Source organism: Laceyella putida (assembly GCF_042665195.1).
GTDB lineage: Bacteria > Bacillota > Bacilli > Thermoactinomycetales > Thermoactinomycetaceae > Laceyella > Laceyella putida.
The window spans coordinates 72539-96648 of sequence record NZ_JBHTBW010000081.1; the positions used below are offsets into that span (position 1 = coordinate 72539).

Consider the following 24110-nt stretch of genomic DNA (forward strand, 5'->3'; position numbering starts at 1 on the left):
CAACCACAACCCTTGTCATTGACGCGCCATTTCCAATCCCGCCTGTTTGCGTGAACCGGGGCGTGTATCAAATGCCGTAAACAGGCGCTCTTCCAATACGCGTATCTCCACTTCGTTGACGCGCTTCTCCAAATCTGACATCAAGCACATCCCGGTTGGCAGGTTGCGGATCGTGTCGATGTTCTCCTCATTGGCCTCTATCCCCAAGATTTGGCACGCCGCTTCCGCTTCCTTCGTGTCGCGGCAACGGAACACGAATCGGCATCCCAAGTTGGACCGAATCTCTTCTCCCAACATATCTTTCGCGTTTTGGCTGATCAGGTAGATTGCGGCGTTTTTGCTTCGACCGGTGCGCACGAGCTCTTCCAAGATGGCCCGGCCTTCCCGCACCTTGGCCAAGCGCCATGATTCGTCGAAGAGCACCAACTTAAATTCATTGGATGATTGGTTGGAGAAGCGACGGGAGAAATCCGAGATGGCCATCAAGAGCGCGATCGCCATCCGGCCGAAGTCCGTTTGGCTCTCTTCGGGCAGTTTCAAATCCTCCACCTGCAAAATGGTGAGCGGCAACGATAGGTCAATCGCTTTTTGCGTTCCATCCCCAAACAGAAGTTGCCCTTGCCCGGAGGTGGCCAAGTAACTGAGCACATCCACGATCTCCTCCAGCGCGTCTTGCCTCTTTTCCGGTGCCTCGCTCAATCCCGCTTGGAGCGTTTCAACCACTTTCATCATCGACGGCCGTTCTTCATGCTTGACAACGTGGTCCACGGCTTTTCCGATCACGATCGCTTCATAGGTTCCATCCGCCGCGCGGGCGAGGAATTGGAGAATGCGTTTGGCCGTTTCCGTCGCCGCAGTGCGGTCCTGATAGCTGTGCGCCCCCATCAACGGGTCGAGTTTCCCCCGGTCTTCTACACTGGCCCTTAGAGTGACCACGCGGGAAATGTCCCTCAATTCCGGCAGATATTCTGGCCAATGGGCCCGTTCATCCTTCGGGTCGAAGATCAGCACTTTCGCTCCCGACAAGAGGGCTTGGTATGCGAGAAGATTGGCCCCCAATGATTTCCCGGCCCCCAGTGACCCGATAAACGCCGCCGAGGCCGTTGTGCTCAGTTTCTTATCCTTTGGCCCGCGGTCATGCTGAAAGAAAACGGGCAAGTTTTGTGACATGCCGATAAAGTGACCCTTACCATCCCCCAGCTGGCGCGTCGCCCCGATCATGCTGGCCCCGACCGCAGCGGGGTCCATGTAGTGCACATAGTCCGTGATATACCGCTTCGCGCCAGGGATAAACTCATTAAAGCCCCGCCATTGATCCCCATAAGGCACTTCCACTTGAATCATCATGTCGCTATACATATCGCGGACGGTTTGGATGCGCAAGTGAAGCTCTTCCTGGCTGGAAGCGGATACACAGAGCACGATCGAGGTGTTGATCAACGGAAACTTGTCGGTGCGCAAGTTGCTTTCCAACTCATTGGCCTCTTGGCGGCTGCTCAAGATGTGGTAAGATGTTTCCTCCCCACTTTCGACGGCATGTTCATCTTCCGCTTTGAGCTCTTTTTTCTTGTTCAGCACTTGTGAGAGCGCCTTCCCATACTCGATCGTCTCCGTCCGGACGGAAGCTTCGACCGGAAACGACAAGCGCTGCAAGCAATATAGCCATTCCAAACCGGGAAACGGGGCCTTGTCGGGGATATGGGACAAGGTGAGAAACGCCATATACCCTTGTTTCATTTGATTGCCAATCCATTGTTCCACTACCAGCTGACGCCCGTGGGCATCGTCGAAGCGCCCTTCCGTTAAGGTGAGGATATCGCGCCCCGGCCGCTTGGCTTTTTTTCCTTTCACCTCCGTTGACACGGCTTGCGGCTTCCAGTCATGACGGCGCGGCGTGTCGGCGATCCCCCGATAAAATCCGCGCCGAATCAGCCATTCCAAGTCGGCCGGTCCTACCCGGCGCGCCCGCAAAAAGCTATTGACACGTGAATAGATCAATTCTTCCTGCACTTGATAGGCTTGAATCTCTTCTTCATATATCTCCGGAACATCCGTTCCTGCTTGATTGTTGAGGTATCGCTTAAAATCTTTCCAAATGTAGCCCAGCTCACTAAACAGCGACAGCCCTTTGACGGTGGTCGGCTTCAGCTTCACCCCGATAAAAAAGCGGTGCTGGTGGATGTCTTTGCCACGCAGGTGATCGATCGCCATTTGAATGTGGCGCTTGCCGGCTTCCGCCAACACCGGACACAAGCGTTCTTCCATCGCCTGGCGATGCTCTTCCAAACTCTGATATTCCGGCACGACCAACGCATGCGTGTCCGCGTGAATGTTCCAATAAAAAGCCTCCAGATTTCCATGGAGGCTTAATTTATCGTCAACGGAACGATAATCGTAGTTGAACGGCTGCAGTTCATAGTAAGCGTAGACGGAGCCTTCCGTACCAAATACCAGGTTTTGTTCAAAATACTTTACGGGAAATTGGATGCGCGTCACTCTTGATCCCCCCTGGTTGTTTTGCGATAGGGTACCACACCTTCATACTGGAAATATTTCTGCTTCGGACGCTCGATCTCTTGATAACGCGCAAATTGATGAGGAGCAAAAAAATGCTCCAAATACCGTAGGATAAAGCGGTGGGGCGCTTTGCCATCCAATGTCTTGCGAGTGAAAAACCAAGCTACCAACGCTGGGATCCCAATAAATTTGACCAAAAAATAGTCAACCCAACTGATGGGCGGAAAACGGTTGAGAATGACCATGATGATCAAGGTTCCGACGAAAAACGCCATCTGCCGGTACGATACCGGCAGCGGTAAATTGACTCCCTGAATGGAGTACACGGTTTTTTCAATGCGAAAAACCTGATTGTAGACACGAATCTGCTTCATTCGAGCACAGCCTCAAACAGCCAGCGGAATCCGTCGGAACCGAGGGAGGAAACCAACTCCGGTTGGAAGATGAAGACACTCACCAGCATGGCAAACAAGGCAAACCCGATAAAGGCTGTGAAGGCGCGCTTCCAAAACAACGTCAAACTGATGAAGATCACCGCCAAAAAGAAAATCGAACCGATTTCCCCGCCCAACGTTTCTTGCAACTTTTTCCCCGGAGTCTCAGCCAACATCATCATTGTGCTTATATTCATCATGTTAGATCTCTCCTTGTCCCATTCTCACAACATACCATCGGTCGCCTTCCTGAACGAGATCAAAGGTATAGTGGTATGCCATTTCCGCACCCGAAGACAGATCTTTTAAACGGACGTCACATTTGACGACGTAGATGTTGTCTTTCTTGCGGACAGATAAGTTTTTCAAATCGATAAACTGCAAAATATCTTTCAGCCCAGCGGTAGACGGGCTATTTTTTTGAAAATAGGCGATTTCTTGCGGCTCTCCAGTGGTGTATACTTTCCAAAAGGATTTCATGAATGTTTCCACTTGTCCACGCACCGTTTCATCCACCGCTTCACCTTGATTCTCTTCCTCTTGTTCATCCGGAAGCTGGGTGGATGAAGGCACCGGCGGCGCCACCAGGAAAGGCGTATCCGCCACCAAATAGGAATTCCCAACTTTCTTGATCGGAACAACCATGTAGCGGTCAACCCGTTTTTGCAATTTGGCATTGCCGACTTTGCTTAAAATCGTCTCGGCAAACACCGTCACTTCTTTGATGCCGGAGCGATCGGTTCGCTCTTTGATGTCCCAAGCGACGACATAGCGGGCATAGGATTCCCAATCCGCTTTTTTAAAGTCAAGTCCTGCTTGTACATCCATGTCTCGCTTAAGAAATGGATTTAAACGCTCTGCTCGTGAGCTTTCTTTGCCTTTGGTCCAAAAGAAATATTCACGGACAAATCGTTCGGCAAAAGCGCGTTCGCTTAATGTTGCGTCCTGCTCTTTTTGTGCGGCTAGGTTATCTGCTGCGGCGGTTTTCCTAGGCGGAACGGGTATCAACCCAAATTGGATTCCCAAGACGACCGTCGCACTAATCGCCGTATAGAGAATCAAAGCCCAGAACAAAAACCGTATGAAGGTACGACGAATCATCGGCCGTTCCATGTTCATCCTCCTTGTTCATTCGGAGCTGATTCATCCAGCTTCTGTTTCAGTTCAGATTGAATGATGTAGCGTTCCGGAGCCGGCCCAACAAATGTGAACGGATAGCATGTCGTCAAGGTCAGCACGGGTTTCTTATGGGATACGATAACCGTTCGATCATCCGGTTTGGTGATCCAGAGCTTGGTGATGACGTAAACAAAGGTTCCCTGTTTGGTGCGAACGAGGAGTTCATCCCCTTTTTTCAGCTGTCCAATCTTACGAAAGACGGTGTCGCGGTGACCAGACAACACCGCATTATCTGGTTCGCCCGGCAACACACTTCCCGCATAGTGACCAACTCCGCTCGCCAACTCATCTTCATGCGTCCCCTCGATGATCGGCATGGACGCGCGCAATCTGGGAATAAGCAAATCGGCGAAATGCTCCCCAGCCTTTGGGCGCTCCGCTTGCGGCACCACAACCCACGACGGTGCCGCTTGCTTTCGCGCTGGCGATGAGGCCCCAACCGGCGAAGAAGGGGACGCCTTCTCCGCCTGACCGGTTGTTGCTTTTACCACTTGGAGCTTTTGAACATAATTGACCGCCGAATAACTGGCATAAGCTACGCCAATAGTTACGAATGCAAGCGCGATGGCACGATCCCATTTCAAGAATGTTTCACCCTGCTCCGTCTGAGCGCATAGAGCGAACCAATGAGCGCGGTCGCGCCTCCGATCAGCACCCCATTCAAATCATTTCCGGCGGTGTGGGGCAATTGCCCGCCCTCTTCCGTTTTGGGCAACTCGCCAGCACTTGTGCCCGTTTTGGATTGACTTTCGGAATGTTTGGCGACAGGCTGATTCTGATCTTGCTTCTCTGTTGAAAAAGCCTCAAGCGACACTTCTTCTTCCACCACGCGCACCGGCTCTTTCGTATGTTGGCTTCCCGGCGCGGCCTGCGGCTTCATATGTTGTTCTGGCTGGTTCGACTTGGGCGCATGTTGATGGTTGGACGAATCCCTATTGGTGGGTGGGTCTTTGCGGGCATCTTGGTTGGAGTCTGTTCTGGGTTGTGGTTTTTCTTTGTCTGCTACCACTTCACGAGGCTTTTCTTCACTTGGAGGTAATTCTGGGGTGGTGGGTTGTACCTCTTCCGGTTGGGCCGTCGGTTGTTCTTTTGCTTTTGGAATCTCAATCTCTTGCGGACGACTGTCTTCAATGCGCCGTTCTAAGCCAGACCCTTCCGGCTCTTGTGCTTGCTGTTCCTGGGTGACGGCGGCTTTGCTTGGCGGCAAATCCATCGGTTGGCTCACATCGGGTCCCAACTCATTTTCAGCAAAGGCGGAGCCAACGCCCATGGTCAACCCCGTGACTAAGCAAAGCGACAAGGCGGCTGCTGTGTGATTGGGATTTCTCGCAGCAAATGATTTATGTTTACGACGATTTCCATTCTGATTGGGATATTCCAAATCAAACTGCCTTAACAGATTGGAATAGATATTGCGCGAATTGACATCTGTGCGCCATGAATCTAATATTTGTTTAGGATCCTTCATGAAACCCCCTCCTTTATCGAAGAAGTACCCTTCAGAAGAAACACGCTTTCACTTGCTGCGGGTTGATGCCGATCACATTGAAGTTCGGAGGCCGGAATGAATTGTCGTATCATTTCACATTCCTCTTAAATTGACAATAGTTTGACACGTTACTCCAGCATCCTGGTCGTTCCCATTCTTTTTCCTATAATATTACACAAATCATCACGTTTTCAACACAATTTTGTAAAATTTGCGGTAAAGGTTATTTAATCCCCAATCGAGAAAAGAACTTGCACCTTTTATTTCCCGCTTTCCTTCCCTGTCACACCCGGGATAATGAAAGATTTACTCATCGCGGTCTTGCGAACGCCAATATCCGTCAAATATTAAAAAGATTTTTATAATTATCTTTGCGCAGTGCCGCCTTTCCCTTTCCTCCCCTGTTTCGATGGGAGGGAAAGGGAATGATGCGAATTCCGTTTTAAATTTCCACTTCCAGCAAAGGCAAAAACCGCCCCGGAATCGATCCGGAAGGGACTTCCCCGATCTTCACCGCACCCATCTTCTTGTAAAACCCTTCCGCAAATGGATCGCTGTCTATCCTTAAGCAAGAAAATCCTTTTTCACGGGCGGCTCTGAGCGCATGTTCCATCAGGGTTCGCCCCACTTTTTGCCCCATCGCGGCCGGATCGACAAACAAGGCATTCAACTCCCCGACTGGCGGTTGCCCTTTGATCGCATAGAAGCCCAGCAATCGCCCTTCTCGCTCCGCCACCATCACTTCATCCCGGTTCACCATTTCTTCCAATACCGTCAGCTCCTCAGCCACACGTCGCATAAACGCTTTGTCATATCCCCAATGGGCTTTTGAACGTATCGCCAGCCGGGTGAGGGCGCCTGCCTCACGAAGTTGCGCTCGGCGAATGGCAATCGATTCCATTTGATCATCCTTTTTTCCAGAAGAATTGATCGGATCCGTATTTCCATTAGCGGTCTTTAGGCAAAAGATGCATTAAAGCCGGCCTGACCTCAGGATACCGGAAGACATAATTTGCGGGGAAGAACACGGCACCCGCTCAACAGCAACTCTTGCCCCATCTGCCCCAATGCCAAGCGCAACAAAGAGGCTGGGACGGGAAACGGCGCGGGCTTGCGCAACACTTCGGCGATGGCCTTCGTCAATTCCCTGTTGGCAACCGGATTCGGAGTCACCACATTGACAGGCCCTGAACACGACTCCGTCTGCAAGAGGTGCGACACCACATCCGGGATCTCCTCAAGCAGAACCCAGCTCACTTGCTGCTGGCCGCAGCCCAATCTACCGCCCAGTCCCAACCTGAAAGGCAACAACATCTTGGGAAAAGCGCCACCTGTGGAGCTAAGCACCATGCCAAACCGCATGTGCACCACCCGGATGCCCCGCGCCCCGGCTTCCGATGCCGCCGCCTCCCACGCTTCGACAACATCGGGCAAAAAGCCGCGCCCTTTGCCGCTAGTCTCATCCACTTCTTCCGAAGCGGGCCGGTTTCCATAGTAGCCAATCGCCGAAGCCGTGAGCAAGACTTTGGGTGGCTGTGCCAACGCGGCAAGTGCTTGGCATAAGAAACGCGTTCCCTGTACGCGGCTTTGCAGAATGCGTTTCTTTTTGCTCCGCGTCCAGCGTAACCCGGCAATGCTCTCGCCAGCCAGGTGGATGACTGCGTCCAAGCCTTCCAGCTTGCTCCTTTCAAGTTCTTGATGCAATGGATTCCAATAAATATGGGGATCTTGGTCAGCGGCTTTTCGCACGATCGGGACCACTTCATTCCCTTGGGCGCGCAAACGGTCCACCACCGCTTGCCCAATCAGACCCGTCGCTCCCGTCACTGCAATTCTCACAGCATCGCTCCTCCTATAACCGCGATGGCATTCACTTCCAGTTCTCCATTCGCTTATGCAAATCCCCAGTAAACAACTCCAGCACCAATCCGTCCGGATCAGTGAATTGAACTGACCAGCCGCCTCCGCGTTCAATCGGCTCCCGCACGAGGGGAACCCCCTGCTCACGCAATCTATCCACCGCCGGAAAAAACGCCTCTTCCGTGATGGAAAAAGCCACATGATCCATGCCCAACCCCTGTGGCGAGTTTGTCTCCTCCGGCTTCTCCAACAAGCAGATCCATGCGTTGCCCCATTCCAGATACACATCCGTCCTGCCTCGATGAACCAATTTCATCCCCAACACATCACAATAGAAGGGCAGGCTCTTTTCCAACCGCTTCACGTTTAGTGTAAGATGATTGAATCCGATGACGTTCAACCGCATCTACTCCTTCAATCCGTAAGACGTCTGACCTTACCGGGGCATATCTGCTGAACGGGCTTCCCATCAAGCGAACGCATCACGCCCCAAGGTCTGCACTCGATCCACTAGCACAACTATTCTAATACTATTGTAGACCATTATGTTTGAAAAAACAAAAAACATTAATCCGAAACGCGGGAAAGCGGTTGTCTGCGTTCATCATCACACCAACCGCTTTCCCTCCACGTTGGTTCCAGCCAAATCAAGAGCTCTTACACAATCACGGTAAAGCGATGCGTTTCCCGTCCGATCAACCGTCGGTAGCCATCGATGATCTGATAAGGAATCTCGATTACAAATGATTGTTTGAACAAATTGGGGGCAAGATGCAGATGTTCTTGATCTTCCCATACCCATCGGAACCGTTCACCCAAATACTGGATTCCGTTTTCAAACCATGGGTGCGTCTGTTCACCCGGCTCATTCAAGCAGAGGGCGAGTGACAGATCGTCACAAAACTGAAGCAAGCGGAAATTGGCCGCGATATTGGCTTCTTCCCCTTCCGTAAACAGGGGGCGCAGCTTGTTTTGCCGGTTATGCTCTTGTTCACGGAACTTACGGGCGACAGGATCATCAATATTGGTGAAAAACGACGCGTAATGTTTGCTGCATAAAAACCCCGCATAGGGATCGTGCGCTTCCACTTTGGCGATGCCGTCGGTGTATGCCTCCAACTTGGGCAGCATCGGGTAGTCGTCAAAAGAGTAGGGCTCGTTGGTCTCCTCATTCCACAGCGGCGATTGGTCCAATCTCTCCCATCCCCAATCATGGTGTGAAATGGCAAACAGCGTCTTGGCCAATGGCTGAATCGTTTGCTTCATTTGCGCCGCCAATTCACCTGAAAGCAACCCATGATCATGCTGTTTAATGAAAATGTAATAATTCCCTTTCTTTCTAACAATCATCGCGGTCCCCCCTCTTTCGCTCATTATACAAAAAGCCCCCACCGAACGATAGTGCGGCGAGGGCTTGGTCGTTCTTATCGATTTTGTTCGCGCCGCCGTTTGGCTTTTAGCAGTCGGGAGGTATGCGTCTCCTCTGAAGCCGGTTCTTGGGGTGGAGGAGACGCCGGTTGCGGCGATGGACGTTGGGCTGCCTGTTTTTCTTTGGTCAAAGCCGTCGATTTGGTCTTCATCTCCAATGGTGGGAACATCGGAACCTCATCTATCCGCTGTTGGAGCCGTTCGCTCTTTTTCGTCGCCAACCGCTTTAATGTGCCCACATAAGATGCGTTTGCCCCTGTTGATCGGAGCCCCGCCAAGCGCTGGCGCAATCGCTGCCAATCCTCCCCGGAGAAGGCCACTTTTCTTAAGAAGATCTCCAACGGCCACAGGCAAGTAGCCATCAGCAACAACCACCGGGATAACGCCTGTTTGCCAAAGCGCGACTCGAGGTTATCGGCAAACGCATGACCCGGATTGGCCAGGAGTTGCCCCCCACCCGCTTGGGCCAACGACGGCAAGAAGTCGGCTTTCCCTTCATTCAGCCCAAACTCCGCTGAATAAGGGACATTGATTCCATAACTGCCCAACGGGGTGTTTCCGGCACTCGCCTTCACCAGATACGTCCCCGGTTCCGCTTCCGCCCATTTGCCTACAAATTGCCCCGGGGCCACCGCGCGGGCGGGAATGGTAAGCTTCTTGCCTTGCCCATCCAACAGTTCCAGCGAGATCTCCTCTTGCTTGGACAAGTCTGGGCCCACACTGGCCGCCCGGATGACCCATCCACTTTCTTCCTGTTCGGCCTCCATGTACAAGCCTTCGGTGGCTTGTTGGGGAAACGTCCAGCTCACCACTTCGCTCATCATGCTCGCAAACGCCGGCCATTCAACCCATGCGCTGGACCATTTCCCATTCACGTCGCTCGTCCAGGCCACCGTGCGCCCCAAGCCGTATTGCCAACGTGCCAGCACCGGATCGGGATAAGGGCTGGACAACACAACCTCAGCGGTCCGTTTCGGTGTCGTGGCCACATACGCTCTCAGTGGCGGAACCCCTTTTCCCATGACGGACCAATCGCTTCCGCCCGTCCACTTTGGGGTAAACGGCTGATCCATGATATACTCGCGCATCGCCATCGTCGTCTCTTTGGTGAAAATAGTTGGGATCGCGGCCGGCGTCTCCGCGAGATAGTGCCGTCCTCCCGCTTGCCGGGCCAAGGTTTCCAGCAAGCCCACATCGGCATCCGTGCCCACCGCCACCGTGGACAAGGTGATCCCATCCGCTTTCATCTGTTTGGTTAACCCTTCATAATCCCCTTGATTGGACTGCCCGTCCGTGAGCAAAATGATATGTTTCCGTTTCACCTTTTGTTGTTTCAGCCGCTGGTGAGCTTCCGCCAATGCCGGATAAATGTTGGTTCCCCCATCTGCCGGTATGCCGCCGATCCGCCCCATGATCGCCTTTTTGTCACGGACCGCTTGCGGGGACAATATCCACTCAAAACCATCGTCAAACGCGAGCACGCCCAAGCGGTCCTGAACGGTTAACAATTCCGTCGCGCGCAGGGCCGCCTCTTTCGCCACTTCGATCTTCTCGCCGCCCATGCTACCCGATTTATCGATCACCAGCATCAATCCCAGCGGGGGAAGCCGTTTTTTATCCTTGATGTCCATATGAACGGGCAACGCTTCTTCCACCGGCGTTTGGTACCACCCGCCCAAGGCGAAACCCTCGGTCCCGCCCGTCATCATCAACCCGATTCCCAACTCCTTGACGGCCAACCGCAATCCCTCCATCTGTTGCGGGGAAAGGGATGATGCGCGCACATGGGCCAAGATGACCGAGGAATACCGCTTAAATTGATCCAATGTCCGTGGTATCCCCGCCGGATGGGTCCGCTCGACTACCATGCCCGTCGCTTGCAAGGCTTGCCGGAGATTATTCCCTTCTTCGGACGCCTCCTCCACCAGCAACACCCTCGGCTTGCCGGCGACTTGGCTGAAGGCGGTGACCGTATTGTTTTGTGACATCGTATCTTGCGGACTGCTGAGGGTCACCCGGTAACGGACAAAGCCGTCATCATTCACCTGGACCGGTACCGTAACCGCATTTTCCCCCGGTTTGACTTGCACCTTCCGCTCCGCCAGCCGCCGTTCCCCTTCATATACGGTCAGCGTCGCGGCGGTATCGACATTGGCTTTCACTTTCACTGTCAATGACGCCTGTTCTTGCCGGTACAAGCGCTGCGGCACATCGACCCGGTCAACCAACACCTCCGGCCCGGAGCGCGCCGCCAATGGGACCACATCGACGCGAACGCCTTTATCGCGTAACATGTTGGCTTCTTGCGCCGCTTTTCCTTTGGTTTCGAGCCCATCGGTTAACACGACGACCCGCCCTGGCACTTCTTGCGGAATCAATCCCCCGGCAATGCGCAGTCCACTCGCCAGATCAGTGGCCTGACGGTTGATGACCGCATCCAAGGAAGGGGAAGAGATCTCATCGCTTAATGCATGCTCCACCATCGCCTGAGCGCCGACGGAAATGATCGCCGCTTGGTCATCCGGCTTTTTCTTTTTCAACGCCTCAGTGATATACTGGACGGCCTGTTCCGGTTCCGCCACCGAATAAGAGCGATCCACCACAAAGACGACCGCTTGGTGCTGTACGGGAAACAACCAGGCAACGCCGGCCAAAGCCAACACCAACAGGAGAAACAATCCCCCGCGCAAGGCAAAAATCCAGCGTTTTTTCACCGGGCCAAACCGCTCTTCCCTGCGCCAGCCATCCCATAACAACCAAGCGAGGGGCAGAAGCAAAGTCAACATCCATGGGGATTGAAAACTAATAGCCACGCGTAAACACCACCCATTCCACTCCCATGATGAAGAGGCCGCCCAAGGCCAACCACCACCACATCTCCCATTCTCCCTCCCGGCTCCCCTCGGTCGGTGATGGGGCTTCAGGCCATTCGGCTGGCGCAATGTCCGTCTCTTCTTGGGCAAAAGGAACGAACAGTCTCAAGTGCGGTTGATTCGCCCCTTCCGCTTGCACCTGCCATAAGCCGCTCTGCTCGGGAATGGGGATGGCCGTGCGATAGGGGATTTGCAAGCTGGTGTGCGCCGGTGCCAGCGAAGTGAGCCGGATCGGCTGTTCCGCTTGCACCCCCGGCAGTTTCAGGGTGCTGCCCGCTTCAGCTTCCAAGCCGCTCCAGGCGGAAACGGGCGCTAACCAGTGCAACACGTTCATCATCAAGATGGGAAAGCTCGGTTGCAGCGGTAAGTCGGACTTTTGCAAATCAAATGTAAATACCACGACACGCCGTCCTTGCTGTTCCCCCGCCAAGACCAGCGGAGTGTCGCCAACCTGATAGACAACCTCCGCCCAAGCGGGCACCTCCATCTGCTTTACCCCCGCGATCGCCACTTTCAGCAAATCAACCTGCTTGGTGAGGGGATGGGCCGCAAGCGCTGTCACCTCCCCTGTGACTGGCGTCTCTCTTCGCACTTTCAAATTCAACCCGTTGCCCGCACCCGGTGGATCAAGCAGAAGAAGAGGCCCTTGTTTGGGTACGCTGGCTTTGGCCTGATTGATGACTGTCAGCGTCTCGGGACTGGCCGGTTCCCCCACCTCATCGGCATGGGTCCACTCCACTTGGCCGCTTAAGGCAAATACCTTTTGCACAAACAGGTTCTCCTTCCCCACCGCCACAACCGGAAGGGCCTGTCCCTTTTGGTTAAAAGCCCAACGTTCGTTATCCTCCGCCAGGGCGTCTTGATTCGATTGGAGTGAGACGCGCCAGAGCGGCGATGGCGCCAATCCTTCCCATGTCACGGTTTCGCTTTCATCCGCTTTGATTTCTAAGGCCCGTGTCCCCATCAGTTGGCCCCGCTCATTTTTCAAGGTGGCGATCACACGCGCGCCCCGTTCGCCCCGATTATCGATCCGGGCAAACGCCGTGGTTCGCCCCGCTTCCGTTTGCACAGTAAACGCCCCCACCGCCACATTCGCCTTTTGTTTGCCGACTTTCACGAAGCGGTGTGGGAACAAACCGTTATCCGGTCGGCCCTGGCCGCCATCCCCGATATAGATGATCTCGGTGCCCGGCTGTTCGGCACTCAAGGCATACGCCAAACTGAGCGCCCCCGCCAAATCGGCGGGACTGACCTCCGCCGCCAACTTGCGCACCGTCTGCTTGACGGCGTTGGCATCCTGGCTTTGCGACAATAAGACACGCGGTGTTTTCCCCGCCGCAATCAGCGTTACGCTCTGTTCGCCCCCCAGTTTCCCCGTCCACTCCTCCACTTTGGCTTTGGCCTGGTCCAAACGCGTCCCTTCCCCTTCTTTCGCCCGCATGCTGCCGGAGACATCGATCACCAAGATGGTGTGTTTCGCCTGAAGCCCCTCCGTGGGCAGGGCCGGGCGGCTCAGCCCCAGAATCATCAACATCGCGGCCAGCAACTGCAACCATAGAAGCCACTGTTGGCGCAACCGTTGCCATGGCCGGCTCGCTTCCATCTTTTCCAACACCCGCTCCCACAGCAAGATGCTGGAGACGGTCTGGTCCCGATATTTGCGCTTCAATAGATAAAGCAGGAGAATGACCGGCAAGATCAAGGCCGCCAACCACAACAGATTGGGTTGTAAAAAAAACATCCTCTCCCTCCTTTCACCTAGGCCCGGATCAGCCCGGTTTGACGCAGAATCGTAAACAGGGTGGTTTCCAACGTTTCTTCGGCGTGAATGGGCGCATAGAGGATGCCACGGCGAAAACACCAGGTTGCCATCTCTTCCGCATAAGCCTTCATCATCCGACGATACATCGAAAGGACGGCGGGTGACAAAGCCACCTCTTTGGCTTGGCCCGTTTCGCAGTCAACCAAGCGAAGGTCCCCTTGGTAACGTGGCTCCCTTTCCTCAGCGGAAGTCAGATGCAACAGGACCACTTGCTGGCCCGCCCCCTGCAAACGGCGCAGTCCCTCTTGGTATCCCGACGGGGAGAAGCCGTCCGTCACCACGATGGACAATCCGGCCCGGCCCGGAAGCGCTTGCGGCTCAGTCAACGCTTCATTGATATCTCCCGTTCCCGCATAGTCCAGCGATTCCAATGCGGCAAACATACGCAACACGCCCGACCGGCCTTGTTGGTTGCGGAGAGTGGAGAAAACGGACTTCCGGAACGCGGTCAAGCTCACCCGATCCCCATGATGCAAAGCCATATAGGCAAGAGCCGCCACGAGTTGGCGAGCCAACCGCCCTTTCGCCTCGTTTTGCCACGTCATGGAGAGACTGCAGTCCAAAAAGAAGTGAACATCCATTTCCCGTTCATCGAGATACGTTTTCAAAAACCATTTGCCCAAGCGCGCATAGGCCGGCCAATCGATCTGGCGGATATCATCCCCGGGGCAGTACGCGCGGTAATCGGCAAATTCCAACGAGCTCCCCGCCATCTCCGACCGCCGCTTGCCCGTCCTGACTCCGCGCACAAAGCGGCGGCTGATCAATTGCAACCGTTCCAACCGCATGAGAAAGGCAGCGTCGAGCAATGAGAAATTCATCGGCATCCGTTCCTTATCGCGTGGTTTCTTTCAGCTTGTCTAATATCTCTCCAACAATGTCATCCGCCGTCACACCGACCGCTTCCGCCTCAAAGTTGCGTAACACCCGGTGACGAAAGACGGCAGGCGCCACCACAATCAAATCTTCCCGCGACACATGGTACCGCCCCTTGAGAAAAGCCCGGGCTTTCGCCGTTTGGACAAGCGCTTGCGCGCCACGCGGCCCCGCCCCAGCCCGGACATACCTTTTCACTTGTTCCGTCGCGGCTTCATTGGTTGGGTGAGTCATCAACAACAAGCGCACGGCTTCTTCCACCAGCTCATCCGCAATGAGAATCTCCCGCACCGTCGCCTGCATCTCCCGCAACCGCTCTCCAGTGGCGATCGGCCCCCGTTCCGCCCGATGGGGAGTGGTGGTTTGTAGCACAATCTGCTTCAACTCCGCTTCGCTGGGGAATTCCACAATCATTTTAAGCAAGAAGCGGTCCAGCTGCGCTTCAGGAAGCACATACGTCCCTTCCATTTCGAGGGGGTTTTGCGTCGCCAACACAAAGAATGGCTGGGGCAAAAGACGGGTCTCGCCGGCGACCGTGACCGTATGTTCCTGCATCGCCTCCAGCAGAGCGCTTTGCGTTTTCGGAGTGGCCCGGTTAATCTCATCCGCCAAAACCAAGTTGCCAAAGATCGGACCAGCCTGAAAACGAAAGGCGGTCGCGCCCGTTTCATCCGTTGAAATCATCTGGGTTCCCACAATGTCGGCCGGCATCAAGTCGGGGGTGAATTGAATCCGGGAAAAGGAAAGGTCGAGCGATTCGGCAATGGTCCTTACCAACAGCGTTTTTCCCAGCCCCGGAATCCCTTCGAGCAAGGCATGGCCCCCGGCCAGCATCGCGATCAACACTTGGTCGATCACTTCCTCCTGGCCGATAATCACTTGCTGAATGGCTTGTTTCAACCGAGTGACCACTTCCTGTTGCGCTTCAAACCGCTCCGTCCACTCATGTTCTGTCAGCATGACTTTCCCTCCCTAATTGGGTTCTAATGATGAAAAATAAGCTTTCACCAACTCGCGATACTCCGGTGGTATCTCGCCGCGCTCCAATGCTTGTCTCATCTCCGCCGCATACTGGGCGTATACCGCTTCATACGGCAGGCTCATCCCCGGAAGCTGGCTCACCGCTCCTTCGCCCGCTTGCGCTCCCTGATCGGCGGGTCCGCTGAGTGTCCCGCTTTGCCCTTCTCCCTCCAACCGTGACCACGGGACGAACAGGTTGCGGCTGCCTGCGCCCGAACCCATGCCCGATCCCGCATCGGCTCCACTCCCTGCTCCTGTATCCGCTCCATTCCCATTGCTTGCACCGCTTCCGTTGCCTTGTCCATTGCCGCTACTCTGGCCATTTCCGTTGACCGGCTGGGTTTGGCCTGACGGTTGCTCCCGCGCAGTCGAACCGGTTCCACCCCGGCCGCCAGACGCCGCGGTGACCGTTTCCTGTCCAGCCGCAATCGCTTGCTGGTGTCGCGCGGTGACCTGTCGATCCCAAGTGAGCTGGCTAGCCGTCTGGGCGGCCGCGGCCAAGGCTTCACTCACCGCCACTCCGGCTTGCCCCGCATCCCCCGCCAACGCTTGCGCCGCCCGCTCCCATTTTTGCCCCGCTTGGGCTAAGGCCGGATGGGCTGGGTTGTTCCACGCCTTACCCCACTCACCCAATGAGTGAGCCAACGTTTGTTTATCCGCGGCGGACATCTGCCGCAACGTGGTTTGCCACTCTTTGGCGCCCGGGAGCGATTTGCCTTCAGCCAGCCGCTGTCCCCAGTCTTTCAGCCCCGCTTGCTGGCCCATGCTTGTCAGCGCCGTTTGCATCGCCTGTTCTCCTGACCGCTGCCGCGCCCCCAACTCTTGCAATCTGGCCTCGCTCTGGGCCAGCTCGGCGGCCATCTGTTCCAAGCTCTCGCTCTCTTTCAACGCTTGCGCCAACCGGCTCAACTCTTGCGTCAATTCTCGCTTGGCCACCCGGCTCAGTTTGGGGTCTTGCTCCGCCTTTTCCCGCAGTTCTTCCACTTTTGCCCGTTCTTTCTTGATCGCCTGACCCACCCGCTCTTGTTTGAGCGCCTGTTCCGTCAATGGATTGGGAAGCATCATCAGCGGAAGCAACACCAGGCACGCGGCAAGCCCGCCCCACGCTTCCCGCCTGCTCCCCCAAGGAAGGGGGAACGCTTGGGAGAGTAGGGGCAAACGCTCCTTCCATCTGGCCAGTCCCTCGCGCCGTTGCACTTCCACGACCACTCCCGTCTGGTCCCGCAGTTGCCATAAGGTGAGCAAGCGTTCCTGCAATCCCAAGGCTTGGTCCGTCATGCGCACAGTTTCCAGCCAAGTGGGGCGTTGCCAACTCCCCCAACCCAGACCGACGAGCAATGACAAGCCCCATACACTCAAGACGATCATCAATGGATGGGCCATGGGAATCAACCTTGCCCCCACGAGCGTGATTCCAGCCAATCCCAGCCCCACCCAAGCGCCCCGTTTGGCCTGTGACAGCATCCGCCCCTTCCAAATGCGGGCGCGGCAAGCGGACAGTTCACCCAACCAGGCTGGCAACCGCTCTTTGTTCATGTCAACCCGCCTCCCCTTCCATTTCCGGCCGCCGTTTCCGTTTGCCAAACCACCACCGGAAACGAACCGGCGCGAGATAATAGATACTGCCGATGAGCAAAATCACCGTAAGCGTGACATACGTACCCAGATAGATGGAGAAGAAATCCCAGTTCAAGTTGCCCAAGTCAAACAAATCCACTTTCCCATACAGCACGTGGGCGGTGGCCAATAAAGGATGAATCCCGGCAATGACGCCCACCATCCACGGGAGGGGTTGTTGTGAACCCGAACCCGCCATCGCGCTGGAATGATACAAGATCACCAAGTACAAGACCACCAACAACCCAACGCCCTGGATCGCCACCGTCACATAGGATAAAACCGTCGCCACGCCCGACCGTTTGATCAATGTGGAGTAAAAGATGCCCAAACTCCCGTAAAACAGGATCGTGACCAAATACAATGCGACAAACTTCCAAACATATTCAGGCGAGATCCCCCCATACATAAAGACGACAAGGTAGATCGGCAAGGAAAGAATGTAGAGCAACACTATGAAACTGATGGAAGCGATCCATTTGCTGAGCACAATCTGGGTGGATGACAAGTTCGTCGTCAGCAGAATGGGCAAAGTTTGCCTCTCCCGCTCTCCGCTAATCAAACCGGCGGTCACCCCCGGCACGACAAAAGCGGCCATCACCAGCTGGATCCCGCCCAATCCCAAGAACAGCCATTTGGACGTGGAAGGCTCAAACAACACACTGGAATCTCGTTGCATCAAAGCCAGGACGGCAAAGAGAATTCCAAAAGTGATGCCAAGATAGAAAAATATGATCCATGGCGTCTTTTTCGTCCGCATCCGCCATTGAAACTCTTTCTCCAGCACCGGATTGTTCCACCACTTACGCCAACGGTTCATTCGCCTCACCTCCATTCATGCCGCCGGTCACCTGCAAAAACACGTCCTCGATATCAGGCGCGATCTCATTGAAACGATACACGGGAAACCGCTGGTCGATCAATTTTCTTAGCAGTTCCTCTTGCACGAACTCATCGCCATCCACCTTGACGACCAAGCGCGGGCCATCACGGGTCACACGCCGGACCAACGGGGACGCTTCCAACCAAGCCATCGCCTCTTCGTCCCGGCCCCGCATCCGAATCTCCAGCAATCGCCCCCGCTCCGCTTGTTTGGTAATCTCATCAACCGAACCATTAGCCACCAAACGGCCTTTCTCCATCACGCCAATCGAGTCGCACAAACCGGCCAATTCCGGCAAAATGTGCGAGCTGATCATAATCGTCTTCCCCATCGCCCGCAACTCTTTCAACACTTCCCGAAACTCGATCCGCGCCCGGGGATCCAGTCCGGATGCCGGTTCATCCAAAATGAGCAAGGCCGGATCATGAACCAGCGAACGGGCCAGCCCCAGCCGCTGTTTCATCCCGCGGGACAACCCATCCACATACTCTCCACGTTTGTCCTCCAAGTTGACCAACTCCAACAATTCCAACGCAATCTTGCGGCGCACTCCCCGATCGATTCCATAGCAAGCGGCATAAAACTCAAGATATTCCACCGCCGTCAAACTGTCGTACACCCCAAAAAAGTCCGGCATATAGCCGATGATTCGCCGGACTTCCTCCGCTTCCTTCACCACATCGCAGCCCCCAACATAGGCGCTGCCAGCCGATGGCTTGAGCAGCGTGGCCAAAATCTGCATGGTGGTTGATTTTCCCGCTCCATTGGGTCCGATGAAGCCAAAGACCGTTCCTTTGGTCACTTCAAGGTGCAGATCGGCGAGCGCCTGCACGTCGCCATAGGATTTGCTGAGATTCTCCGTACGGATCATCGTTTCACCCTCCCCGTCAACTCCAGATTTGGCTTGATCACTGATTGATGCGCTTGCACATCCAGTTTGAGGCGCAACCGTTGATCCGGGGACAGAAAAAGGGTGAATGTGGCCGGCTTCACGTCGGCAAGCGGTTTCCATTGGTTGGCTTGCCAATCGTACACCTGAGCCGGAGCAGTCCCTTTGATGGACAACTGATCCACTTGCGCCAAGTCTTTCGGCAGCGCATATTCCACTTCCACCTCAGCGTTGTTGTTGACCGCATGGATCCCGCCGTTCGGTTCTTCAAAGACGGGTTCACTGGCTCGAACCACCCGTCCGGGCACAACACCCGCCGGGGCCTGCCAAACGCCTTGCTCATCGGGCTCCAACCTCATCGCCCCATCGACAAGATAAAGGCTCGCTTCCGATGTGGCGTGCCCACTCACTTCCACTTTCACCAGCGGCTCCTCCAACCAGCCAATCACGTCGAGCGCTTCCGCCTTGGTTGAAAAGAAATCGCCATAACTCATCAGCATATGATATTCACGATCTTTTTCCTGATACCCAAAGGGCTGCCCGTTGATGAAACCGCGCGCCAGCGAATGCGGAACCGGAACGCGAAATTGTCTGCTCTCATCCGGCTTGAGGTCCCCCACCCTATGAACCCGACTGCCGATCATCACGGCAACCCGTTTCAACGGATAGCGTGTATGATTCGTCACTTCCCCCTCCCATGCGCCTTTTTTGTAAACCACATGGCCGGTTAAGTTCCCTCCCAGCGAAACCACTTGATCAAAGGTCCAGTCCCTCGTGCTCCATTGGGAGACGTTGTCAAATAATATCTGGTTCACCGGTCCGGATGAGAGATAACTTTTCTCTTTTTCCTGCGTCCCAAAGGCCGGCTCCGTCTCAGGCCAAATAAAGCCATCGTTCCCCTTTGCTTTGACTTCGTAATCGTTCCGTTCTTGCGACAAAAGAGCCGAGGCCCCTTTCACATGGGCATGGCCCGCCGCATCAGGGGTCACAAAGCCCAAGTGATGAACCAAGACGGCATGGCCGCGGACTTGAATTCCGTAAAGGTACAACGCCCCTGTCATGACTAGGCCAACCGCCGGTAGGATCAGCCAAGCCCATTCGACTTTGCCCCGTTTGCGGAGGACATAGATGATCACGGGACCCACCAAAATGAGATAGAGCGCGAACCAAACCAAGAGTTGACTGACTCGGGCCAGCTGCAATTGCGGCATCTGTTTGAGCGCCTGCTTCACTCCCCAGGCGTTTCCGAATCCCGTGCTTTTCAAATCCAGAAGCCGTTGATCCCAGTCGCGAGCGGCCCATTCACCGGTCCAGAGAGACGTCCCGGCGGTCCACGCGCTAAGCTCCGGTGCGAGCAGATCCATTCCCGCATACACGACTTGGCCACTCCCCACCTCTTTTTTCGCCAACAATGGCAGGGACCCGCTTTGCGCAATCAGTTGCCCATCCGGTTTCAGTGTGCTTTCTTTCACGGCGATCGGTTGCTCGACCGCCGGTCCGTAACGGGCCAACCCGTCACCCGCTTGCACCTTTTGCACTCCCGCCCCGACGGTGACCGGCAACACCGGATCAAGTGCCGCCAAGGAAGAGGCGGGACCGCCATCGTTAAGGATGAGTGTTCCGCCATTGGCCACCCATTGTTGCAACACTTTCCCTTGTGCGGGAGTTAGCGTCTCTTTATGTAATTGATGAACAATGATCAGGTTTAACCCGGACCACTCCGCCCATTGCTCGGGAAACGTTGACCCTTCCAGCGGGTAAAACCGCATGTTTTTGCCTTGGATCCCTTTCCCCAAGAGCTTGCCCCACTCGGTCACCGTTTGCGCTTCATCGGTGAGGACACCGATGGTCACCGTTTTGTCTCCCAAACGTTGTCCAGTGAACGGGATAGAGGCCAACACCTTTTGACCAGATCGCAGGACGATGTTTGTGTCGGATCGGGCCAGGTTGCCAGGAGCCACCATGGTGAACGCTTTGGTCACCCCAGCGGACAGTTCCACTTTGGTTCGCGGAATCGGCGCCACAGCCACCTCGGGACTGCGCAAAGCCGCTTCTGACGGTTCCAGTGTCACTTCACCTGAAACCGCGGGTCCCCGATTGCTGACTTTCACTTTGATCGGCACGAATTCCCCCTTATATTCGCCCTGCCAGCCCGCTTCCATCTCCAGCGTCAGTTGCCCTTCGGCAAACGTGGACAACGGCCACACGGCGACGACCAACCCCCAGACCCATGCCCAACAGATGATCCTCCAACCGCGCATACACTCACCCTTTCCGATTTCAAATCGAACATATCAATAATTGAATACTCATTTTATAGCAATTTTTTTCATACTATCATACTTTTCAGTATTTCGTTTTTAATATTTCTATTCTTCCTCCGAATCGTAAAAAACCAGCTTCTTTCCCCGGAAGCTGGTTTTGCCGATTTCACCTCGAAAGGTTTGTTCATCCTTCATAACGCATCATTCATAAACAGGTTCGCATTGGGCCCGTTTTCCTCCGTGGCCGGGCCGCCTGGTCGTTTCTCATTTTTCAAGGCTTCAGCCATCAATTGGATGATCGCCTCATTAAAGCTGAGGTTGCGCTTGCGGCAATAATGCGCAAACTCTTTATCCATTTCCTTCGGCAACAATACGACACGCTCCACCTTGCTTCCCTGCGGGCGGTCTACGTTCTCCTCCACAAACTTCAAAAACAGATCCATTTTCATTCCTCCCTACAACCCTTGCTACACCAAATAATAAAAGTCGAATTCACTTTTGAAAAGGAATTCGACTGGAACGAAAAAAACTTTTCCACTCACCAACACCAGGGTCGAAACCACCTTCACTTACAAGTTCGCTCCCCCGTTTTTGAACCCTCTAGGCATTCTCTTTGATTTGAAAAGATGACAAACTCTGCCCCCACTCATTCTCGTATACGAGTCCGGCCAGATCCAATCGCGATTTCCAGCCCAACTCTTCCAACATCGGTTTATCACGAAACTGAACCGGATAGCCCACACACAGGTACGCAATCAGTTCCACTCCGTCGGGGAGGCCCAGGAGCTTTTCCACAAAAGGCTTATCCAAAATGCTTACCCAGCCGATACCGATCCCTTCCGCCCGGGCCGCCAACCACATGTTTTGAATCGCGAGGCATGTGCTGTATAAATCCGTTTCCGGCATGGGACCGCGTCCCAGCACGAACGGAGCGTCCCGCCGCCGGTCACAAGTGACGGCCAGATTGATCGGCGCCTCCAGGATCCCCTCCAACTTCAGCGTCCGATACAATTCCTTTCGCTCCACTTCCGTTAACTTCGCCAATTGCTCTTGATTTGTCCGCTCAAACGAACTTTTGATCTGTTCGCGAATCTCATGCGAAGAGACCAGAATAAAGTTCCAAGGTTGCATAAAGCCCACAGAAGGGGCATGATGAGCCGCTTCCAAGATGCGAATGACCGCCTCTTCGGGTACGGGCCGGTTCGAAAAGTGCCGAATATCCCGCCGTGCCCGAATCACCCGATACACCGCATCCCGCTCACTGGCTGTAAACATTTCGCTCATCTTACTTCCTCCTTTTAGTATTAGATGTATTTTTTGACAACTCACGGATCAATGGGTGAAGTTTTCTTAGTTGCCGAAGGAAAGGAGTTTGCCCTTCCCCTTTTCCGACCCCTTTCAATTTGTGGTGAAGTGTGGCTGGCATCTCATTTTCCGCGTGGTGGAAAGTCGGATGTTCAACACACGCGTCCCTGTTGATTGACAGCGCTTTCTTACCTTGTTGCCTGACGGATCGCGCGCTTCAGGCTGATTTGGACCGGTTTGCCTTTGTTCATCCCTGTGTTTCGGTTTTTTCAAGTCTCATGGTCTCTGTTCCCTTTTGGAAGCGGATGATGTCATGGAACGGTTGGCAATCTCTTCATTCTTGTTGCCATCTTCAATTTTTTCCCCACACTCTAATCGAAGAAACGACAAATGGGGTGGCAGCATTGAAGAATCCCCACACCCATCACAAAAAAGGGCTACCGCCAGCATGGCGATTGGATAAGAAGTGGCTGCTTGGTAAGCTTGCCTGTCTCTTAAGCGTTGTTTTTCTGTAATGTTACAATCTGTTACAAACGAGCGGGAACAGCGCCATTCCCCTTTGGTTTCGGGCTTTTGGGCTTATTCGTTCCGTTACGCGCCTGTCTCATTCTTGACCATAAATTACTTCAACATTACATGTGGTTTACAGTTGCGTAAAAACCGAGACAAGGGGTGGTCGACGCTTATATAATGATCACAGACAAGTCAAACGGAGGTGCGACACGATGAACAACGCATCGATCGGACTATTTAACGCAACTTTGATTAGCATCCCATGTTGGGCACTGATTTACTTTGCATGGCAAGCACTGATTGGTTAATCGTTCATTATAAATCAATAAACATTCCGGATTCGGTTCCATATAAATAAACCATTAATGGAGGAGATACCCATGAACAACGCATCGATCGGATTATTCAACGCGACCCTGATTAGCATCCCTTGCTGGGCATTGATCCTGTACGCCATGAACTTATTCTTCTAATCCCTATAAACGAAACCCCACGCCTTTCAGAGATGAGAGGCGTTTTTGATTTTCCACCCACCTTGTCACCGCTCGATTCTCTTCGCTATAATGAATTGTTGAAGACAGTAGGAAACGAGGTGGGACCGGATGACGGGACCAATGTGGTTGCAATGGTTTTATGTTTTCTTCTGGATTGCTTTGATTGGCTTGATGGCGATTGGCGGATATTTTATGTTCCGCAAGTTCCTTAAAGCGTTGCCAAAAGCCGATGGAAAATCGATTCTCGACTGGCAGGAATATTACATAAATCAAACGTTGCACTTATGGAATGAGGAACACAAAGCGTTGCTGAATGACCTGGTATCTCCCGTGCCCGAACTCTTCCGCGATGTGGCGAAACAAACCATCGCGGGCAAAATCGGCGAACTGGTCGTGAAGGAGGAAGCAAAGCAACTCACGCAGGAGCACATCATCCGCGGCTACATCCTCGCCACGCCAAGACGGGATCACAAATTCCTGATCAAAAAACTGAAGGAAAGGCAGATCGACATTTCGCCATATCAGGAATTGCTTCAGTAGCCTTGCCAATGGAATCCTCCTTGCAAGAATGAATTGATCATGATATGATGGCAATAAAGCGTTAAAAGTGGGTGCTTCAATCAAGTTTCATCTTGCGGCCTCTTTGT

The 24110-nt window shown here is 54.2% G+C and carries 21 protein-coding genes; 1 reads left to right on the top strand and 20 read right to left on the bottom strand.

The features are described 5' to 3' along the window. Nucleotides 1-15: 15 nt before the first annotated feature. The 20 genes from ACFQNG_RS19250 to bluB form a co-directional block, all read right to left on the bottom strand. On the bottom strand, nt 16-2496 hold the full coding sequence (locus tag ACFQNG_RS19250) for an ATP-binding protein (RefSeq protein ID WP_379867536.1): 2481 nt from the start codon (nt 2494-2496) through the stop codon (nt 16-18). After that, nucleotides 2493-2891 (bottom strand): TcpE family conjugal transfer membrane protein, encoded by a 399-nt coding sequence (locus ACFQNG_RS19255; protein ID WP_379867537.1) that lies wholly within the window; start codon nt 2889-2891, stop codon nt 2493-2495. Before ACFQNG_RS19255 ends, ACFQNG_RS19250 begins: the two co-directional genes overlap by 4 nt. Next, nucleotides 2888-3151 carry a hypothetical protein gene (locus ACFQNG_RS19260; RefSeq protein WP_379867538.1) on the bottom strand — a complete coding sequence of 88 codons (264 nt, stop codon included), beginning with the start codon at nt 3149-3151 and terminating at the stop codon, nt 2888-2890. Before ACFQNG_RS19260 ends, ACFQNG_RS19255 begins: the two co-directional genes overlap by 4 nt. A 1-nt stretch (nt 3152) precedes the next feature. Beyond that, nucleotides 3153-4064 carry a conjugal transfer protein gene (locus tag ACFQNG_RS19265; RefSeq protein ID WP_379867539.1) on the bottom strand — a complete coding sequence of 304 codons (912 nt, stop codon included), beginning with the start codon at nt 4062-4064 and terminating at the stop codon, nt 3153-3155. 2 nt (nt 4065-4066) lie between these two features. Further along, on the bottom strand, nt 4067-4714 hold the full coding sequence (locus ACFQNG_RS19270; RefSeq protein ID WP_379867540.1) for a class D sortase: 648 nt from the start codon (nt 4712-4714) through the stop codon (nt 4067-4069). Continuing rightward, complete coding sequence (locus tag ACFQNG_RS19275) at nt 4711-5598, bottom strand: hypothetical protein (protein ID WP_379867541.1); 888 nt, start codon at nt 5596-5598, stop codon at nt 4711-4713. Before ACFQNG_RS19275 ends, ACFQNG_RS19270 begins: the two co-directional genes overlap by 4 nt. Nucleotides 5599-6061: 463 nt before the next feature. Beyond that, nucleotides 6062-6520 (bottom strand): GNAT family N-acetyltransferase, encoded by a 459-nt coding sequence (locus ACFQNG_RS19280; RefSeq protein ID WP_379867542.1) that lies wholly within the window; start codon nt 6518-6520, stop codon nt 6062-6064. Between the two features lie 89 nt (nt 6521-6609). Continuing rightward, nucleotides 6610-7458 carry a TIGR01777 family oxidoreductase gene (locus ACFQNG_RS19285; RefSeq protein WP_379867543.1) on the bottom strand — a complete coding sequence of 283 codons (849 nt, stop codon included), beginning with the start codon at nt 7456-7458 and terminating at the stop codon, nt 6610-6612. Between the two features lie 31 nt (nt 7459-7489). Further along, the gene (locus ACFQNG_RS19290; protein WP_379867544.1) at nt 7490-7879 is read right to left on the bottom strand and encodes a VOC family protein; all 390 of its coding nucleotides are present in this window, start codon (nt 7877-7879) and stop codon (nt 7490-7492) included. Between the two features lie 257 nt (nt 7880-8136). Continuing rightward, nucleotides 8137-8829, bottom strand: a complete 693-nt coding sequence (locus tag ACFQNG_RS19295; protein WP_379867545.1) for a DUF3891 family protein — start codon at nt 8827-8829, stop codon at nt 8137-8139. Nucleotides 8830-8903: 74 nt separating this feature from the next. Next, on the bottom strand, nt 8904-11720 hold the full coding sequence (locus tag ACFQNG_RS19300) for a VWA domain-containing protein (protein ID WP_379867546.1): 2817 nt from the start codon (nt 11718-11720) through the stop codon (nt 8904-8906). Then, nucleotides 11710-13521, bottom strand: coding sequence for a vWA domain-containing protein (locus ACFQNG_RS19305; protein WP_379867547.1), 1812 nt, complete (start codon nt 13519-13521; stop codon nt 11710-11712). The genes ACFQNG_RS19300 and ACFQNG_RS19305 overlap by 11 nt, the downstream gene beginning before the upstream one ends. Before the next feature lie 17 nt (nt 13522-13538). Beyond that, on the bottom strand, nt 13539-14423 hold the full coding sequence (locus tag ACFQNG_RS19310; protein ID WP_379867548.1) for a DUF58 domain-containing protein: 885 nt from the start codon (nt 14421-14423) through the stop codon (nt 13539-13541). Nucleotides 14424-14436: 13 nt separating this feature from the next. Then, entirely contained in the window at nt 14437-15438 is a 1002-nt protein-coding gene (locus ACFQNG_RS19315) for an AAA family ATPase (RefSeq protein ID WP_379867549.1), read from the bottom strand. Between the two features lie 12 nt (nt 15439-15450). Then, complete coding sequence (locus ACFQNG_RS19320) at nt 15451-17034, bottom strand: hypothetical protein (protein ID WP_379867550.1); 1584 nt, start codon at nt 17032-17034, stop codon at nt 15451-15453. Between the two features lies 1 nt (nt 17035). Further along, complete coding sequence (locus tag ACFQNG_RS19325) at nt 17036-17935, bottom strand: ABC transporter permease (RefSeq protein ID WP_379867551.1); 900 nt, start codon at nt 17933-17935, stop codon at nt 17036-17038. After that, nucleotides 17919-18869, bottom strand: coding sequence for an ABC transporter ATP-binding protein (locus tag ACFQNG_RS19330; RefSeq protein ID WP_379867552.1), 951 nt, complete (start codon nt 18867-18869; stop codon nt 17919-17921). Before ACFQNG_RS19330 ends, ACFQNG_RS19325 begins: the two co-directional genes overlap by 17 nt. Continuing rightward, complete coding sequence (locus tag ACFQNG_RS19335; RefSeq protein WP_379867553.1) at nt 18866-21148, bottom strand: DUF7408 domain-containing protein; 2283 nt, start codon at nt 21146-21148, stop codon at nt 18866-18868. Before ACFQNG_RS19335 ends, ACFQNG_RS19330 begins: the two co-directional genes overlap by 4 nt. 194 nt (nt 21149-21342) lie before the next feature. Beyond that, nucleotides 21343-21594 (bottom strand): hypothetical protein, encoded by a 252-nt coding sequence (locus ACFQNG_RS19340; protein ID WP_379867554.1) that lies wholly within the window; start codon nt 21592-21594, stop codon nt 21343-21345. 157 nt (nt 21595-21751) lie between these two features. Beyond that, the gene (bluB, locus tag ACFQNG_RS19345) at nt 21752-22435 is read right to left on the bottom strand and encodes a 5,6-dimethylbenzimidazole synthase (RefSeq protein WP_379867555.1); all 684 of its coding nucleotides are present in this window, start codon (nt 22433-22435) and stop codon (nt 21752-21754) included. 1136 nt (nt 22436-23571) lie between these two features. Between bluB and ACFQNG_RS19350 the strand changes: the two genes are divergently transcribed. Beyond that, the gene (locus ACFQNG_RS19350; RefSeq protein ID WP_379867556.1) at nt 23572-24003 is read left to right on the top strand and encodes a DUF2621 family protein; all 432 of its coding nucleotides are present in this window, start codon (nt 23572-23574) and stop codon (nt 24001-24003) included. Nucleotides 24004-24110 lie beyond the last annotated feature (107 nt).

What these genes read in the sequence shown, in the direction of transcription:
- ACFQNG_RS19295 (WP_379867545.1), bottom strand. Translation starts at nt 8,829, where the DNA reads ATGATTGTTAGAAAGAAAGGGAATTATTACATTTTCATTAAACAGCAT.
- ACFQNG_RS19315 (WP_379867549.1), bottom strand. Translation starts at nt 15,438, where the DNA reads ATGCTGACAGAACATGAGTGGACGGAGCGGTTTGAAGCGCAACAGGAA.
- ACFQNG_RS19260 (WP_379867538.1), bottom strand. Translation starts at nt 3,151, where the DNA reads ATGATGAATATAAGCACAATGATGATGTTGGCTGAGACTCCGGGGAAA.
- ACFQNG_RS19335 (WP_379867553.1), bottom strand. Translation starts at nt 21,148, where the DNA reads ATGCGCGGTTGGAGGATCATCTGTTGGGCATGGGTCTGGGGGTTGGTC.
- ACFQNG_RS19330 (WP_379867552.1), bottom strand. Translation starts at nt 18,869, where the DNA reads ATGATCCGTACGGAGAATCTCAGCAAATCCTATGGCGACGTGCAGGCG.
- ACFQNG_RS19265 (WP_379867539.1), bottom strand. Translation starts at nt 4,064, where the DNA reads ATGGAACGGCCGATGATTCGTCGTACCTTCATACGGTTTTTGTTCTGG.
- ACFQNG_RS19275 (WP_379867541.1), bottom strand. Translation starts at nt 5,598, where the DNA reads ATGAAGGATCCTAAACAAATATTAGATTCATGGCGCACAGATGTCAAT.
- ACFQNG_RS19350 (WP_379867556.1), top strand. Translation starts at nt 23,572, where the DNA reads ATGACGGGACCAATGTGGTTGCAATGGTTTTATGTTTTCTTCTGGATT.
- ACFQNG_RS19280 (WP_379867542.1), bottom strand. Translation starts at nt 6,520, where the DNA reads ATGGAATCGATTGCCATTCGCCGAGCGCAACTTCGTGAGGCAGGCGCC.
- ACFQNG_RS19310 (WP_379867548.1), bottom strand. Translation starts at nt 14,423, where the DNA reads ATGAATTTCTCATTGCTCGACGCTGCCTTTCTCATGCGGTTGGAACGG.
- ACFQNG_RS19305 (WP_379867547.1), bottom strand. Translation starts at nt 13,521, where the DNA reads ATGTTTTTTTTACAACCCAATCTGTTGTGGTTGGCGGCCTTGATCTTG.
- ACFQNG_RS19255 (WP_379867537.1), bottom strand. Translation starts at nt 2,891, where the DNA reads ATGAAGCAGATTCGTGTCTACAATCAGGTTTTTCGCATTGAAAAAACC.
- ACFQNG_RS19320 (WP_379867550.1), bottom strand. Translation starts at nt 17,034, where the DNA reads ATGAACAAAGAGCGGTTGCCAGCCTGGTTGGGTGAACTGTCCGCTTGC.
- ACFQNG_RS19340 (WP_379867554.1), bottom strand. Translation starts at nt 21,594, where the DNA reads ATGGATCTGTTTTTGAAGTTTGTGGAGGAGAACGTAGACCGCCCGCAG.
- ACFQNG_RS19325 (WP_379867551.1), bottom strand. Translation starts at nt 17,935, where the DNA reads ATGAACCGTTGGCGTAAGTGGTGGAACAATCCGGTGCTGGAGAAAGAG.
- bluB (WP_379867555.1), bottom strand. Translation starts at nt 22,435, where the DNA reads ATGAGCGAAATGTTTACAGCCAGTGAGCGGGATGCGGTGTATCGGGTG.